We start from the raw sequence: 14,952 nt of genomic DNA, 5'->3' as shown, positions 1-14,952 counted from the left end.
TCCGGCCGCGGTGGCTGTCGCTGCCGCTGCGGCGGTCGTCGCGGCCCTCGTCGCGCGTGGGCGGTTCCTTGGGCTGGACCGACTTCCGCTGGGTCGGGCCGTCCTTGCCGGCGCGCAGCGCATGGGTGCCGCCGCCGAGCTTGTCGGGACCGGGCGGCGGGTTGGAATGGCCGGAATCGCGCAGGTGCTTCTCGTGGATGTTGGTGCCCATCGTGGCCTCCGTTGTCGGCCTTCGATGCTCCGCGGACGGCCGTTAGCGAGGGGCCATGGGGGAGTGACGGCGCGGATAACGCCGCCCGTCGGACGACCGCGCGCTCTTAACGTGGGCGCGCTACGGTCGCATGTAAATGAGAAGCCCGTCACGTTATGAGCCTGCCGCCCTGATCGCCGTCGCCGCGCTGGCGGCCGGGCTGGCGGCGGCCGGCACCCCGGCGGCGGCGGCCGTCGCCGCGGACGGGCGCTGGCAGCTGCGGGGCAGTGGCATCCGCGCCCAGGCGGTCTGGACGGCGCGCGACGGGGAACCGCGGGTCTGGCTGCGGTGCGACCCCGGCGATCCGGTCCTGGACCTGCGCATCGCCCCGGCGCAGGTGGTTCCCGGCGACGGCCAGGTCACCCTCCTCGCCGACGGCACCGGCATGGACTACCCGGTCGCGCGCGGCGCCGACCGTGCGTTGTCCTCACGCATCGCGCTGGACGCGCCGATCCTCGATCGCATGCTGGTCGCGCGCCGCTTCGCGGTGTCGGCCGGCGGGCGCACCCTCGCCACCGGTTCGCCGGGCGAGGCGCTCGTCCGGGTGGTGCGCGCCTGCCGGGCGCTTCACTGGCCCCGCGAGGCGAGGATGGACCCGAGCGACGCGGGCTTCGCGAAGTAGTAGCCCTGGCCCAGTTCGCAGCCGAGCGTCATCAGCGCGCGGCGCTGCGCCTCGGTCTCGATGCCCTCGGCCACCACCTCGAGCCGCTGCGCACGCGACAGCGCGAGGATCGCCCGCACCACCGCCGTGCTGCCGCCTTCCTCTTCGATCTGCAGGTCGCTGATGAAGGAGCGGTCGATCTTCACCGTGTGCAGCTTGAAGCGGTGCAGGTAGCTCAGCGACGAATAGCCGGTGCCGAAGTCGTCGAGCGCGATCAGCACGCCGTTCTCGCGCAGGCGGTTGAACACCTGCCCGATCTGTTCGGGGTTTTCCAGCAGCGCGCCCTCGGTGACCTCGATGCGCACCTGCGACGGGTCCACGCCCTTGTCGGCCACCAGCCGCAGGAAGCGCTCGTCGAGCTCCTGCGAGCGGAAATGGCGCGGCGAGAAGTTCAGGTTCACGTACTGGCCCGGCTGCAGCAGCCCGGGAATGCAGTCGAGCGCGCGGTCGAACATCTGCCAGTCGATGGCTTCCATGCTGCCGCTCGCATCGGCGACGTGCAGGAACGCGCCCGGCGCGAGCACGCCGCGCTCGGGATGGTTCCAGCGGATCAGCGCCTCGTAGCCGACCACCGCGCCGTCCACCAGCCGCACGATCGGCTGGAAATACGGCTCGAATTCCTGGCGCGTGATGGCGCGGCGCAGGTCGCTCTCGACTTCCAGCAACTGCAGCGCCTGCTCGTGCAGCTGCTCGTCGAACACCTCGATGCGGTGGCGCCCGCCGGCCTTGGCGCGGTACATCGCGATGTCGGCGTCGCGCAGCAGGTCCTCGGGCGACGTGTAATGCGGGCTGCTCAGCGTGATGCCGACGCTGACGCCGGTAAAGAGCTCCTTGCTCTCCACGCGCACGGGCTCCTTGAGCGCCTCGATCACGCGATGGCCCATCCGCATGGCGGACTCGGGCGAATCGACTTCCATCAGGATCGCGAACTCGTCGCCGCCCAGCCGCGCGACCATGTCGCGTCCGCCGCGCACGCAGCGCGCGAAGCGCCGCGCGACTTCCTTGAGCAGCGCGTCGCCCACCAGGTGGCCGACCGAATCGTTGATGACCTTGAACCGGTCGAGGTCCATGAACAGCACGGCGAACCGGTAGTGCGGATCGCGTTCGCGATGGGCGAGCGCGCGCACCAGCTGGTCACGCAGGTAGGCACGATTGGGCAGGCCGGTGAGCGAGTCGTGCAGTACCTCGTGCTTGAGCCGCTGTTCGATCTGCTCGCGCACCTCGATCTGCTCGGACAGCTCCACGGTGCGCTCGGCCACGCGCTGCTCGAGGTCGAGGTACGCGTTCTTGAGTTCGGCGGCCGCGCGCTGGCGCTCCAGACCGTTCGCGATCTGGTAGCTGATGAAGGTGAGCAGCTCGCGGTCGCGCGCGCTGTAGCCGACGCCCGCCGTGTAGCTCTGCACCGCGAGCAGGCCCATCACGCGGTCGCCCAGCACCAGCGGCACGCCGAGCCACGCCACCGATTCCTTGCCGATCGCGCGCAGCTCGCCGCGCTGCTGCAGCTCGCGGATGTGCTGCAGGGTGTCCGGATCGGTCATGTCGAGCAGCAGCGGCTTGCCCTGGCGCATCGCGTATTCGGAGATGCCGCGCCCGACCGGGCGGCTCTCGGCGCGGTTGCCGGACTGGTCGACGAAATACGGGAAGTGCACGGTGCTGCCGTCGTCGGAGAGCAGCGCGATGTAGAAGTTCCGCGCATCGAGGAACTCGCCGACGATGCGGTGCACCGCGGCATAGAACTCGTCGAGATTGGTGGCGGTGTGCGAGAGCTCGGCGATGCGGTAGAGCGTTTCCTGGATGCGCACGCTGCGCTGGCGCTCCTGGATCTCCAGCGTCAGCGCCTGCGTGCGCTCCTCGACGCGGCGCTCGAGCTCTTCCTGCTGCAGCTTGCGGTCGAGCGCGGTGAGGATGTGGCTGCCGACGTAGGTCAGCAGCGCCTGGTCGGCCTGGGTGAAGCGCGGGCGCTCGACGTAGCTCTGCACCACCAGCACGCCGCGCACCGTCGTGCCGACCATGATCGGCACGCCCATCCAGTCCAGCGAATCGGCACCGATGTCGCGCATCGGCCCGGAGATCTGCTCGCGGATCTGCTCCATCGAGCCCATCAGCGGGCGCTTGTCGCGGATCACGTACCAGGTCAGGCCGCGGTCCATCACCGACATCGGGATGAACTCGTTCGGCGGACGCACGATGTCGTCCTCGGTGTCGACCAGGTAGATGAAGCGGATCGCGTCCTTCTGCTCGTCGTACAGCGCGATGTAGAAGTTCTCGGCGTACATGAAGCGGCCGACGATCGCGTGCAGCTCGCGCAGCATGTCCTCGAGGTCCATCTCCGAGCTCGCCATGTCGGCGATCTGGAACAGCGCCGACTGCAGCTGCTCCGAGCGCTCGAGCGCCCGCATCGATTCGGTCAGGCGGTTCTTCTCGAACACCGCGCGCGCGATCGGCGCCAGCAGGTCGCAGTGCGCGCGCAGCTGCTGGCGCACGTGCTGCGGGCCGTCGACGACGATGCCGATGCTGTCGCCGTTGTCCTGCACCTCGATGCAGGCGGATACGCGGCCGGTGGTGCCGTCGGTGGCCCAGCCGTGGGTCGCACGGGCGCGCAGCGCGGTGGCGACGTCGTGCTCGCGCAGGCGCGCCGGGTCGTGCACCTGCGGATCGCCCGGCCCGATGCACCAGAGCGCGAGCGGGTGCCCGAAGCCCTCGCCCTCGAAATAGGCGGCGACGCGCTGCGCGAAGTCCGGCACGCCGGCGGCGTCCAGCAGGCGGCCGAGCGCATGCCCGACCTGCCAGGCCTCAGCCACCTCGCCCTCCTTCCTGATCGCACCCACCGCCGTTCCCATCGTGTCCATCTCCGGCCGCCTTCGCCGCGCGTGCCCCGCCCGGGAGGCGGGCCCTCCCTACGCCGTTAACGGGCGTACTCCGACCAGCTTGAATCCCGGCGCCGCAATCGTTCATGACCTGGACACGAAGGGGCTGCCGGGAACATACCAGCGCCACGGCGCCTCGACCGCGCGTGAAATCCCCCCGCGCGTGGCCACCACGGGCTGCGCCGGCGGCGGCACGCCGTCGTCCACGATGCGCAGGCGGCCGGCCGCGACGGTCAGGTCCAGGCCGTCGTCCTCGCCGTCAATCCCGAACGCGGCGCAGAGCCGCGCGGGGCCCCGGCAGAGGTCGCGGTCGGCGGAGGCGGCGGGCCGCGCGGCCCGCATCAGCGCCAGGCCGCCGATCGGCTCGAGCGCGCGCAGCAGCACGGCCACGCCCTCGCCCGCCTCGCCGCAGACGGGGTTGCAGCACCAGTGCATGCCGTAGGTGAAGTAGACATACAGCCGCCCCGGCGGCCCGAACATCGTCGCGGTGCGCGGCGTCGGGCCGCGGTAGCTGTGCGCCGCGGCGTCGTCCGCGCCGCAGTAGGCCTCGGTCTCGACGATGCGTCCGCGGCGGCCGTCGTCGCGCACCAGTACCTTGTTGAGCAGTTCGACCGCGACGATGCGCGGATCGCGGCGATAGAACGCGCGCGGCAGGGTGCGACCGCGGGGCCGCGACGGCGCACTCACCGCGACCCGCCCAGGATCGACTGCCGTCCCGCCATCCCGGTGCCCATGCCCGCCCGCGTCCGCCTCGCCGGCTGCCTGCCGAGCCTGATCATTTCCGTCGTGCTGACGATCCTGCTCAACCTCGGCCTGCGCGCCTGCAGCGGCTGATCAGCGCAGCGCGCTGGTGGCGTGTTCGAACGGCAGGTGCGTGGCCCCGGTCGCCTCGATGGCCGGCCCGGCGACGCGCGCGACGTCGTCGTTGCAGTCGATCACCACCAGGATGCGGCCGGCCGCGATCTCGTCGTGGAACTTCTGCCGCACCGGGTCGGGCAGCGCGGAGCCGAACAACGATGAAGCGAAACCGCCGATGCCCGCGCCCGCGAGCGCGGCGATGCCGGCACCGGCGAGCGTCAGCCCGAGCGGCGTGAACACGACGGCGGCCAGCCCGAGCAGCAGGCCGGTGCCGGCGCCCGCGGCCATGCCCTTGAGCGCGCCGGGCACGAAGTCGCTGTCGGCTTCCTTGTGGCTGTTGGGGATCGAGTCGAGCTCGATGTCCGAGCGTGCGACCAGCATGACGCATTCCTCGCCGACGCCCGCCTCGCGGGCGGCGTTCATCGCGGCGCGTGCCATGTCGAGGTCGGTGGTGCTGTAGACGTGTCGGATCTTCATGGGGTCCTCGAAGGCGGTTGCGCGGCGTCCTCGCCGTAGCGGCAGCGTGGCGCGCGAACGGTGCAAGAGGCGTGAGGGGACGCGGCATACTGCGCGCATGGCACTGAAGATGATCGGCTTCGACGGCGACGACACGCTGTGGCGGAGCGAGGACTATTTCGCGCAGGCGCAGGCGACGTTCGAATCGATCGTGTCGCCGTACGTCGAGCTGCGCGGCGACGCGCTGCACGCGCGGCTGTACGCGGTCGAGAAGCGCAACCTCGCGGTGTTCGGCTACGGCGTGAAGGGCATGGCGCTGTCGATGATCGAGGCGGCGATCGAGATCACGGCCGGGCGCATCGACGCCGCGGCGATCCACCGCATCGTCCAGCTCGCGCAGTCGATGCTGCAGCACCCGGTCGAGCTGCTGCCCGGCATCCGCGCGGCGGTGGAGCGCGTCGCGTCGCGCTGGCCGGTCGTGCTCGTCACCAAGGGCGACCTGTTCCACCAGGAAGCGAAGGTGCGCGAGTCGGGCATGGCCGACCTGTTCCAGCGCATCGAGATCGTCAGCGAGAAGGACACCGCCACCTACGCGCGGCTGCTGCGCGAGTTCGGCATCGCGGCATCCGAGTTCGCGATGGTCGGCAACTCGCTGCGGTCGGACGTCGCGCCGGTGGTCGCGCTCGGCGGGATCGGCGTGCACATCCCCTACCACCTGACGTGGGTGCACGAGCGCGACGCCATGCCGGACGCACCGGGCCGCGTGCATGCGATCGACCATGCGGTCGAGCTGTACGACGTGCTCGACGCGATCGAACGCGGGATGAGCGTTCACGCAACGCCGACTGAAGCGTCGACGAAGGGTTAAATACCGGTTCACCCGGGCTGACGCATGGTCGCAGCGTGCTCCGCATGGTGCGGGGTCGAGGAGGTTTCCATGGCCCTTTCCCGCTGGCTCGCTCCCGCTGTCCTGGCCGCCGCGTTCGGCGCCGCGTCGTTCGCGCCGGCCCCCGCGCACGCCCAGTCGTACGACCTCACCCGCGCGATCGTCGACATCGCCGACGTGGTGTTCCGCGGCAACCAGCCGTACTACCGCAATGGCGATTACGGCGCGGACGATCGGCTGGTCGTCGGCCGCGACGCCTACGGTCGCCCGGTCTACTACCGCGTGGTGCAGGACAACCGTTACAACGGCTACAACAACGGCTACAACAACGGTTACCGCACCGGTTACGTGCGCGGCGCGCCGAACGGTCGCGCATACGGCTATTACGCCCAGCCGCAGCGACAGGTGAAGTGCAACAAGCACGGCAAGTGCAAGGCGCAGTACTACGATCCGCGCTACGACCGCGACGGCCGCTACGGTTACGACAACCGCTACGGCTACGACAACCGCTGGCGCGGCGATTGATCGACGCATCGTCGCCCGAGCGGCGCACCGAGCCACGGCGTCCGCGCCGTGGCTTTTTCATGCGCCGCTGGCGGGTTGCGGCGGACGGGCGCATGATCCGCCCCGCCCGTCCGAACCCGCGCCCATGACCCGTCCCGCTTGCCATCCGGCCCTGCTCCGCCTGCTGCTCGCTGCCGTCCTGGCGGCGTCGGGCGCGGCGCATGCGCAGGACGCGACGCATTCGGGCGATGCGTGGGTCGATGGCCGCATGGCCGACATCGGGACCTACGCCACCACCTACCGCGACGCGTTCGTCGACGAGCTGGTGCGCTATCACCGCGCGCCGCGCGAGCTGGTGGTCGAACTGCTGGCGCGGCCGGGCTGGACGCCGGGCGACGCCTACCTCGCCTGCAGCCTGGCGATGCAGGCCGGCCGGCCCTGCCGCGACATCGTGGCGCTGCGCGAGCGCGAGCCGTCGCGCGACTGGGCCGCGATCGCCGACGAGCTCGGCCTCGCGCCCGGCACGCCGGGCTACCTCGCGCTCAAGCGCGGCATCGTGGCGGCCTACGACCGCTGGGCCCGCCCGGTCGCGGTCGACGCCGAGCTGGCGCCGCTCTTCCCGAACCGCCCGCGCACCGCGCCGGCAACGACGCGCACGTCGCGGCCCGCGCCTTCACGGCCGGTCAAGCCGCCCGCGGAAGGCCATTAGTCGCTGCGGCACGACCTTCGGGCGGCGGGATGTCGCACGCGCGCCATTCCGACCCGACGACGCCGGCGCCACAACGCAGAAAAGCCGGCCACGCACGCGTGGTCGGCTTTTCGTGCTGCATCGACGCGTGCCGGGAAGCCCGGCGACGCGATCAGTACATGCGCTGGCGCTTGGTGACGTCGCGCGACGAACGGCGCGCCTGACGCTTCACCGCCGCGGCGGCCTTGCGCTTGCGCTCCTGCGTCGGCTTCTCGTAGAACTCGCGCTTGCGGGTTTCAGCGAGGACGCCGGCCTTCTCGCAGGTGCGCTTGAAGCGGCGCAGGGCAAACTCGAAAGGCTCGTTTTCGCGGACTTTGACGCTCGGCATACGGAATCTCGGGTGGTTGGGACCGCCGGCCACAGGCCAGGCGAGCCGCCTATGATATCGGCCTGTCCCGCGGCACCGCAAGCTGCCGCTCCCACTTTTTCCTGACGGCGGCTGTGACGGCCTTCCCGGCCGCCCGTCCGTCGAGGCCAAGTCATTGAAAGTCCTGGGAATCGAAACCAGCTGCGACGAAACCGGCGTCGCCGTCTACGACACCGCCGAGGGCCTGCGCGCGCATGCCGTGTACAGCCAGATCGCGCTGCACGCGCAGTACGGTGGCGTGGTGCCGGAACTCGCCAGCCGCGACCACGTGCGCAAGACCCTGCCGCTGATCCGGCAGACGCTGGCCGAGGCCGGCCTGTCGACGACCGATCTCGGCGGCGTCGCCTACACCGCCGGTCCGGGCCTCGTCGGGGCGCTGCTGGTCGGCGCCGGCGTCGCGCGGGCGCTGGCCTGGTCGCTCGACGTGCCGGCGATCGCCGTCCACCACATGGAGGGCCACCTGCTGGCGCCGCTGATGGACGACGCCGAACAGCGCGCCGCGCTGCACGCGGGCCGCCAGCCCGAGCCGTTCGTCGCGCTGCTGGTGTCGGGCGGCCATACCCAGCTGGTGGGCGTCGACGGCATCGGCCGCTACCGGCTGCTCGGCGAGACGCTGGACGACGCCGCCGGCGAAGCCTTCGACAAGACCGCCAAGCTGATGGGCCTGCCCTATCCGGGCGGCCCGCAGCTCGCGGCCATCGCCCAGCAGGGCCGACCCGGCGCGTTCACGTTCTCGCGCCCGATGACCGACCGCCCCGGCCTCGACTTCAGCTTCAGCGGCCTCAAGACGCAGGTGCTGCTCGCCTGGCGCGCCTCGGACCAGACCGAGGCGACCCGCGCCGACATCGCGCGCGCCTTCGAGGACGCGGTGGTCGACACGCTCGCCATCAAGTGCGCGCGTGCGCTCGATGCGACCGGCTTCCGCCGGCTGGTCGTCTCCGGCGGCGTCGGTGCCAACCGGCGCCTGCGCGAGAAGCTGCACGCGCTCGCGGAGCAGCGCGGCGCCGCGGTCGGCTTCCCGCCGCCGGTGCTGTGCACCGACAACGGCGCGATGATCGCCTTCGCCGGCGCGCTGCGCTTGGCCGCCGGGCAGCACGAGGACCTCGGCGTGCAGGTGATGCCGCGCTGGGACATGGCCACGCTGCCGGCGGTGGCGCTCGCATGAGTGGACATCGCGCGGCGCGTCCGTAGCATCGCCGCACCGCAGGGGAACGCCGCCATGGACCACGTCTTCATCGAAGGCCTCGAGATCGAGGCGCTGATCGGCATCTACGACTGGGAACGGCGCATCCGCCAGCCGCTGGTGTTCGACCTCGAGATGGCCTTCGACAACCGCGTGCCGGCGGCCAGCGACGACATCGCGCACACGCTCGACTACAAGGCGGTGAGCACGCGCATCCGCGAGTTCGTCGCCGAGTCGGATTTCGGGCTGGTCGAAACGCTGGCCGAGCGCGTCGCCGCGATCGTGCTCGCGGAATTTCCCGTGCAGCACCTGCGACTCAAGCTGAGCAAGCCCGGCGCGGTGCGCGGCGCGCGCGCGGTGGGCGTGATGATCGAGCGCGCGCGGACGGCATGAGCGGCCGCGCCTACCTCAGCCTCGGCAGCAACGTCGCGCCCGAGCAGCACCTGCGCGCGGCGATCGACGCGCTCCACGCCCGCTTCGGGAACGTCATCGTCTCGCCCGTCTACCGCACGCCGGCGGTGGGCTTCGACGGGCCCGCCTTTCTCAATGCGGCCGCCATCATCGACAGCGACCTCGAGCCGCAGCCGCTCAACGACTGGCTGCATGCGCTGGAAGATGCGCACGGCCGCGACCGCAGCGGCCCACGGTTTTCCGACCGCACGCTCGACGTCGACATCGTGCTGTTCGACGACCGCGTGCTCGACGGCGCCGGCCACCTGCGCATCCCGCGGCCGGAACTGAAGCACGCGTTCGTGCTGCGTCCGCTGGCCGACATCGCGCCCGACGTCGCCGTCCCGCACACGGGCCGCACGCTCGGGCAGCTGTGGGCCGCCCATGCCGAGCACGGCACGGCGGGCGACGTCGTCGCGCTGGGCTAAACGCGCCAGTCGTCCGCGGGCGGCACGAACGCGGGTTCGGCTTCGAGCCAGGCGGCGGCTTCGTCGACGGAGCCGAACACGTCGAAGTTGAAGCCGATGCGGCGGCCGATGATGAAGCCGATCTTGCCGGGATCGACCAGCGCCGGCGGCATCACCAGCGCCAGCACGAAACCGGGTGCCGTGGCGGCCGCGGCGCTCCATTCGAAGACGCTGTCGATGCGCAGCGCGAGCGAAGGCCGCTCGCTGCCGCGCCAGCCGTGGAAATCGACGAGCAGTTTGCGCACGCCGGCGTCGCAGGCGTCGCGGATCGCCGCGGTCACCGCGGCGCGCGCGGCGTGCAGCGGCAGGTCGTCACCGGGCGCGATGCGCCGGATGTGCTCCGACGACGGCTGGCTCATCGCGCCCTCCCGCACGCGGCCGGCACGCGAACGCCGTCAGGCGCGTGCAGGCGCGTCATCCCACCACCTCGCGCCCGCCGTCGACGGCCAGCACCTGGCCGGTGCAGTACGTCGCGTCCAGGAGCAGCCAGCGCACCGCCTCGGCGATCTCCGCCGGCGTGCCGGTGCGCCCGAGCGGCGTGCGCGCGAGCATCGCGTCGCGCGCGGCGGGGTCGGCGTCGTTTTCCGGCCACAGGATCGCGCCCGGCGCGACGGCGTTGACGCGCACCTCCGGCCCCAGCTCGAGCGCGAGCGCCTTCGTCGCCATCGCGAGCGCGGCCTTCGCCATCGAATAGACCGCGTGCGCGCGCAACGGGCGCTCGGCATAGATGTCGACGAGATTGACGATTGCGCCGCCGCTGGCGCGCAGGTGCGGCGCCGCGGCCTGCGACAGGAAGAACGGCGCGCGCGCGTTGGATGCGAACACCGCGTCCCAGTCTGCGGGCGTCACGCCGCCCACCGGCGTCGGCGCGAACGTCGATGCATTGTTCACCAGCCCGTCGAGATGGCCGAAGCGACCGACCGCCTGCGCGACGAGTTCGGGCAGGCGGTCGAATTCGCCGAGGTCGGCCTGCAGCAGCAGCACCGAGCCGGGCCGCGCGCGATCGAGCTCGTCGTGCAGGGCGATCGCGGCGTCGCGCGAACCGCGGTAGTGCAGCGCGAGGTCGCAGCCGGCGGCATGCAGCGCGCGCGCGATTGCCGCGCCGATGCGCCGCGCGGCGCCCGTCACCAGCACCGCGCGTCCCGGGTTTGCGCCTGCCTGCATCGCCATCGCCTTCAGCCTCGCTCCCGTATCCTGCGGGAGTCTCCCACGTCCCCCGTCCCGATGCCGATCGATCCCGCCGCGCGCGCCGCGGCCGCGCTGCCGACGCCCGACGCCGCCGCGCGCGAGCACAGCCAGCGGCTGGCGCGCCACATCCACGACGAGATCGCCGCCACCGGCGGTGCGATCCCGTTCTCCCGCTTCATGGAACTCGCGCTCTACGCGCCCGGCCTCGGCTACTACAGCGCCGGCGCCACCAAGTTCGGCGAGGCGGGCGATTTCGTCACCGCGCCCGAGCTCGGGCCCGTGTTCGCCGCCTGCGTCGCCGATGCGGTGGCGCCCGTCCTGCGGCAGCTGGGGCCGAGCGCACTGATGCTCGAACTCGGCGGCGGCACCGGCGCGTTCGCGCAGACCGCGCTGATGCGGCTGATGGAACTCGACGCGCTGCCCGCGCGCTACCTGATCCTCGAACCCTCCGCGCAGTTGCGCGAGCGCCAGCGCGCCCGCCTGTTCGAGCGGCTGCAGCCGATGCTGTTCGAACTGGTCGAATGGATCGACGGCCCGGTCCCGCACGACTGGAACGGCGTGCTGTTCGCCAACGAGGTGATCGACGCGCTGCCGACGCCGCGCTTCTCGATCCGCGGCCGCGAGGTGATGGAGCAGTACGTGGCCACCGACGGCGAGCGCTTCGGCACCCAGTGGCGGCCGGCTGATTCGATGCTGCTGCAGGCCGTGCGCTTCATCGAGCGTCGCCTCGGCCGCGAGCTGCCCGACGGCTACACCTCCGAGGTGCTGCCGCAGCTGCCGTACTGGATCCAGGCGGTCGCCGGCGGCATGCAGCGCGGCGCGATGCTGTTCGTCGATTACGGCTACGCGCGCGCCGAGTACTACGCCGACGACCGGACCGACGGCACCCTGCGCGCCTTCTACCGGCATCGCATGCACGACGACGTGCTCGCCTGGCCGGGGCTGCAGGACGTCACCGCGTCCGTCGACTTCACCGCATTGGCGGAAGCCGGGCTGTCGGCCGGCTTCGACCTCGCCGGCTACTGCTCGCAGGCGAGTTTCCTGCTCGGCAACGGGCTGGCCGGCGTGCTCTCGCGCATCGAGCAGATCGGCAACGACGAGGAGCGCCTGCGCCGCGGCAACGAGGTCAAGCGCCTCACGCTGCCGAGCGAGATGGGCGAACGCTTCCAGGCGATGGGCTTCGAGAAGGACGTCGAGTTCGGCACGGCGTTCCTGGCCGGCGACCTCAGCCACCGGCTGTGAGCACCTCACGGCACTGGGCCTTCGCCGCCTGGATCGCCATGTTCGCGGCGATCGCCACCGGCTCGCTGCTGCCCGCGTCCGACCTGCCGCCGCCGGCGTTCGACGGCATGGACAAGCTCGAGCACCTGTTCGGCTACGCGGTGCTGTCGGGCTGGTCGGTGCCGCTCTTCGCCGCGCGCCGCGCGCGCGTCGCCGCGCTGCTCGCGGTGATCGCGTTCGGGGTCGCGATCGAGGGCGCGCAGGGCGTGTTCACGGCGACCCGCGAGCCCGACGTGCTCGACGCGCTGGCGAATGCGACCGGCGCGCTGCTCGGCCAGCTGGTGGCCTTCACGCGCTGCGCGAACGCGTTGCGTGCACGTGCGTGAACCGTCGCCGCGACGTCGGTCCGTGAAGCGAAAAATCGCGTGATAACCTCGGCCGCATGACGATGCGACACCCCGTGATGCGTGCGCTGACCTGCGCACTCGTGCTTGCCGCGGCCGCTTGCGCCGTGCCGCCGCCCCCCCGGACGCCCTCGACGCAGGCGCCGCCCGTGGCGCCGGGCACGCCCCCGCTGCCGCCGGCCGGTCCGCGCCTGCCGTTCGAGCAGGCGCGCGCGAAGTTCGTGCAGGACACCGCGCACGCCTACGGCATCGACCCGGCCTACATCGAGCGCGTGCTCGCCGGCGCCGAGATCCGCGATTCGATCATCACCGCGATGTCGCGTCCCGCCGAGGCCAAGCCCTGGCGCGACTACCGCCCGATCTTCATGACCGATGCGCGCATCAACGGCGGCCGCCAGTTCCTCGCCGACAACCGCGCCGACCTCGCCAGCGCCGAGGCGCGCTTCGGCGTGCCGGCCGAGATCATCACCGCGATCATCGGCGTGGAAACGAGCTACGGCGCCAACAAGGGCAGCTACCCGGTCGTCGATGCGCTCTACACGCTCGCCTTCGCCTACCCGCGCAGCGGCGACCCCGCCAAGGCGCAGCGCGAGAACCAGCGCGAGGCGTTCTTCCGCGGCGAGCTCGCGCAGCTGTTCGCGCTCGGCAAGGAAACCGGCTTCGACATCACGCAGCTGAAGGGCAGCTACGCGGGCGCGATGGGCTGGGGCCAGTTCATGCCCTCGAGCTACCGCGAGTACGCGGTGGACGGCGACGGCGACGGCAAGCGCGACCTGTTCAACGACAAGGCCGACGTGTTCGCGTCGATCGCCAACTACTTCGCCAAGAAGGGCGGCTGGGTGCGCGGCGGCACGGTGGCGGTGCGCGCGACGCACGACCCCGCGATGCCGGCGTTCGAGCCCGATGCGCTGGAGCCGATCTACACGCTGGCCGAGCTGCGTGCCCGCGGCTACCAGCCGCTCGCGCCGGTGCCGGCGGGCGCACCGGCCGTGCCGCTGCGCTTCGATGGCGCGAACGGTGTCGAATACTGGCTAGGCTTCCGCAATTTCTACGCGATCACCCGCTATAACATCTCCAAGCATTACGCGATGGCGGTGTACCAGCTGGCGGAGTCGATCGCCGGCCGCGAGGTCCCGCCGCTTCCTGCCGCCGCATCGGGAACCGCTCCGGCCCCATGAGAAAGATCGTCGTCGCGCTCCTGTGCGCAGGCCTCGCCGCCTGTGCGAGCGCACCGCGCCCGTCGTCGCCCCCCGTCGCTCCGATCGTGCAGGCACCTGCGCCCGTCGCGTCCACGCGCGACTGCAGCTGGTACCGACCCGCGGAAGAAGACCTCAGCAAGCGCGGGGACTACGTCGCCGGCGGCCTGTACCGGCCGTCCGAGAAGGACCGCACGCCGAGCGTCATCCCCGACATCAGCTGCATCCCCGAGCCGCAGGTCGTCGCGCTGCCGCGCTCGAAGGTGGGCAACAACCCGGTCTACCGCGTGCTCGACAAGGAGTACCGCGTGCTCGCCGACACGCACGGCTTCGCCGAGGAAGGCCTCGCCTCGTACTACGGCCAGAAGTTCCACGGCCGGCTGACGTCCAACCGCGAGGTGTACGACATGTACGCCTTCTCGGCGGCGCACAAGACGCTGCCGATCCCGAGCTTCGCGCGCGTCACCAACCTCGACACCGGCAAGTCGGTGGTGGTGCGCGTCAACGACCGCGGCCCGTTCCACGACGGCCGCGTGATGGACCTGAGCCTCGCCGCCGCCGTGAAGCTGGGCGTGTACCCCGCCGGCACCGGCCGCGTGCGCGTCGAGGCGCTGCAGCCGGGCGATGCCGCCACCGGCACGACGTTCGCCGCGGCGCCCGCGAGCCCCGCGCCGACGTCGACGCCGCTCGACGTCGCCACGCGCGACTACCGCTATTCCGCGCATGGCCGCGACAGCGCGACCGGCGCCCAGGGCTTCGAGGACTGGATGCAGCAGCGCGGCGTGCGGGTGGCCACCGGCCGCCCGACGATCGTGGCGTCGAACGACGCCCGCCCGCCGGCCGTCCCGCCGTCGCCGGGTGTTCCGGCGGCGCCCGTCGCCGCACCCGCCGATGCCGCGCTCGCGGCCGCGGCGCCGCTGCAGGCGTCGACCGCCGCATCGGCGGACGCGATCCGCGTGACGCCGCTGGCGCCGCCCGCCGCGGCCGCCGATTCGATCACGCTGCAGGTCGCTAGTTTCTCCACCCGCGACAACGCCGACCGCGCGCTCGCCACGCTGCGCGGCGCCGGCATCGCCGATGCGCGCCTGCTCGACGCGGTCGCCAACGGCCAGCCGATCTGGCGCCTGCGCATCGGGCCGGTACCGGCTGCGACCGAGGCGGAACTCGGCGCCCGGCTGCGCGGTCTAGGCTTCGCCTCGCCGCAGCGCGTCCGCGACTGACCGCAGCCCGGTTTCCCACGCGGCCG

At 72.0% G+C, this 14,952-nt stretch carries 18 protein-coding genes; 11 read left to right on the top strand and 7 right to left on the bottom strand.

All coding sequences use genetic code 11. The features are described 5' to 3' along the window. Positions 1 to 211: hypothetical protein (locus E4F61_RS05075; protein WP_133478584.1), on the bottom strand; the 211-nt coding region annotated here is incomplete at its 3' end. Positions 212 to 347: 136 nt separating this feature from the next. Between E4F61_RS05075 and E4F61_RS05070 the strand changes: the two genes are divergently transcribed. Continuing rightward, a complete protein-coding gene (locus E4F61_RS05070) occupies positions 348 to 872 on the top strand; it encodes a hypothetical protein (RefSeq protein ID WP_133478583.1) in 525 nt (174 codons plus the stop codon). Here the strand turns inward: E4F61_RS05070 and E4F61_RS05065 are convergent. The 3 genes from E4F61_RS05065 to E4F61_RS05055 form a co-directional block, all read right to left on the bottom strand. Continuing rightward, positions 818 to 3,760, bottom strand: a complete 2,943-nt coding sequence (locus tag E4F61_RS05065) for a bifunctional diguanylate cyclase/phosphodiesterase (RefSeq protein WP_133478582.1) — start codon at positions 3,758 to 3,760, stop codon at positions 818 to 820. The two genes, E4F61_RS05070 and E4F61_RS05065, sit on opposite strands and share 55 nt — an antisense overlap. A 102-nt stretch (positions 3,761 to 3,862) precedes the next feature. Beyond that, a complete protein-coding gene (locus tag E4F61_RS05060) occupies positions 3,863 to 4,465 on the bottom strand; it encodes a DNA-3-methyladenine glycosylase (RefSeq protein WP_202908950.1) in 603 nt (200 codons plus the stop codon). 147 nt (positions 4,466 to 4,612) lie between these two features. Then, entirely contained in the window at positions 4,613 to 5,113 is a 501-nt protein-coding gene (locus E4F61_RS05055; RefSeq protein ID WP_133478581.1) for a hypothetical protein, read from the bottom strand. A gap of 97 nt (positions 5,114 to 5,210) precedes the next feature. On the opposite strand from E4F61_RS05055, the gene E4F61_RS05050 reads away from it, so the two are divergent. From E4F61_RS05050 to E4F61_RS05040, 3 genes are all read left to right on the top strand, one after another. Further along, positions 5,211 to 5,960, top strand: coding sequence for an HAD family hydrolase (locus E4F61_RS05050; protein ID WP_133478580.1), 750 nt, complete (start codon positions 5,211 to 5,213; stop codon positions 5,958 to 5,960). Between the two features lie 69 nt (positions 5,961 to 6,029). Further along, positions 6,030 to 6,503 carry a hypothetical protein gene (locus tag E4F61_RS05045; RefSeq protein WP_133478579.1) on the top strand — a complete coding sequence of 158 codons (474 nt, stop codon included), beginning with the start codon at positions 6,030 to 6,032 and terminating at the stop codon, positions 6,501 to 6,503. A 124-nt stretch (positions 6,504 to 6,627) separates the two neighbouring features. Next, the gene (locus tag E4F61_RS05040) at positions 6,628 to 7,191 is read left to right on the top strand and encodes a hypothetical protein (protein WP_133478578.1); all 564 of its coding nucleotides are present in this window, start codon (positions 6,628 to 6,630) and stop codon (positions 7,189 to 7,191) included. A gap of 151 nt (positions 7,192 to 7,342) precedes the next feature. Here E4F61_RS05040 and rpsU read toward each other — a convergent pair whose 3' ends face one another. Then, positions 7,343 to 7,558 (bottom strand): 30S ribosomal protein S21, encoded by a 216-nt coding sequence (rpsU, locus tag E4F61_RS05035; RefSeq protein WP_115647413.1) that lies wholly within the window; start codon positions 7,556 to 7,558, stop codon positions 7,343 to 7,345. Between the two features lie 154 nt (positions 7,559 to 7,712). Here rpsU and tsaD point away from each other — a divergent pair, with 154 nt between their 5' ends. Genes tsaD through folK form a run of 3 tightly spaced genes read left to right on the top strand, consistent with a single transcriptional unit; the run spans position 7,713 to position 9,658 of the window. Further along, positions 7,713 to 8,762 carry a tRNA (adenosine(37)-N6)-threonylcarbamoyltransferase complex transferase subunit TsaD gene (gene tsaD / locus E4F61_RS05030; RefSeq protein ID WP_133478577.1) on the top strand — a complete coding sequence of 350 codons (1,050 nt, stop codon included), beginning with the start codon at positions 7,713 to 7,715 and terminating at the stop codon, positions 8,760 to 8,762. Between the two features lie 54 nt (positions 8,763 to 8,816). Next, entirely contained in the window at positions 8,817 to 9,173 is a 357-nt protein-coding gene (gene folB / locus E4F61_RS05025) for a dihydroneopterin aldolase (protein ID WP_133478576.1), read from the top strand. Next, complete coding sequence (gene folK, locus E4F61_RS05020) at positions 9,170 to 9,658, top strand: 2-amino-4-hydroxy-6-hydroxymethyldihydropteridine diphosphokinase (protein ID WP_133478575.1); 489 nt, start codon at positions 9,170 to 9,172, stop codon at positions 9,656 to 9,658. The genes folB and folK overlap by 4 nt, the downstream gene beginning before the upstream one ends. Here the strand turns inward: folK and E4F61_RS05015 are convergent. Further along, positions 9,655 to 10,056 carry a hypothetical protein gene (locus tag E4F61_RS05015; RefSeq protein ID WP_133478574.1) on the bottom strand — a complete coding sequence of 134 codons (402 nt, stop codon included), beginning with the start codon at positions 10,054 to 10,056 and terminating at the stop codon, positions 9,655 to 9,657. The genes folK and E4F61_RS05015 overlap by 4 nt on opposite strands. A gap of 55 nt (positions 10,057 to 10,111) precedes the next feature. Continuing rightward, a complete protein-coding gene (locus E4F61_RS05010) occupies positions 10,112 to 10,861 on the bottom strand; it encodes a pteridine reductase (RefSeq protein WP_133478573.1) in 750 nt (249 codons plus the stop codon). Between the two features lie 60 nt (positions 10,862 to 10,921). Between E4F61_RS05010 and E4F61_RS05005 the strand changes: the two genes are divergently transcribed. The 4 genes from E4F61_RS05005 to E4F61_RS04990 all read left to right on the top strand — a co-directional run bounded on the left by E4F61_RS05005 (position 10,922) and on the right by E4F61_RS04990 (position 14,926). Next, positions 10,922 to 12,127 (top strand): class I SAM-dependent methyltransferase, encoded by a 1,206-nt coding sequence (locus E4F61_RS05005; protein WP_133478572.1) that lies wholly within the window; start codon positions 10,922 to 10,924, stop codon positions 12,125 to 12,127. Then, positions 12,124 to 12,492, top strand: coding sequence for a VanZ family protein (locus tag E4F61_RS05000; protein ID WP_133478571.1), 369 nt, complete (start codon positions 12,124 to 12,126; stop codon positions 12,490 to 12,492). Before E4F61_RS05005 ends, E4F61_RS05000 begins: the two co-directional genes overlap by 4 nt. A gap of 62 nt (positions 12,493 to 12,554) precedes the next feature. Then, positions 12,555 to 13,688 carry a lytic murein transglycosylase B gene (gene mltB / locus E4F61_RS04995; RefSeq protein WP_133478588.1) on the top strand — a complete coding sequence of 378 codons (1,134 nt, stop codon included), beginning with the start codon at positions 12,555 to 12,557 and terminating at the stop codon, positions 13,686 to 13,688. After that, positions 13,685 to 14,926: a septal ring lytic transglycosylase RlpA family protein gene (locus E4F61_RS04990; protein ID WP_202908949.1), complete on the top strand. Its 1,242-nt coding sequence runs from the start codon at positions 13,685 to 13,687 to the stop codon at positions 14,924 to 14,926. The genes mltB and E4F61_RS04990 overlap by 4 nt, the downstream gene beginning before the upstream one ends. Positions 14,927 to 14,952: the final 26 nt, after the last annotated feature.

This window comes from Cognatilysobacter segetis (genome assembly GCF_004359965.1).
In the GTDB taxonomy this organism is placed as follows: Bacteria; Pseudomonadota; Gammaproteobacteria; order Xanthomonadales; family Xanthomonadaceae; genus Cognatilysobacter; species Cognatilysobacter segetis.
Note: the sequence above shows the minus strand (reverse complement) of the source record. Positions and strands in the feature narration are given on the sequence as shown.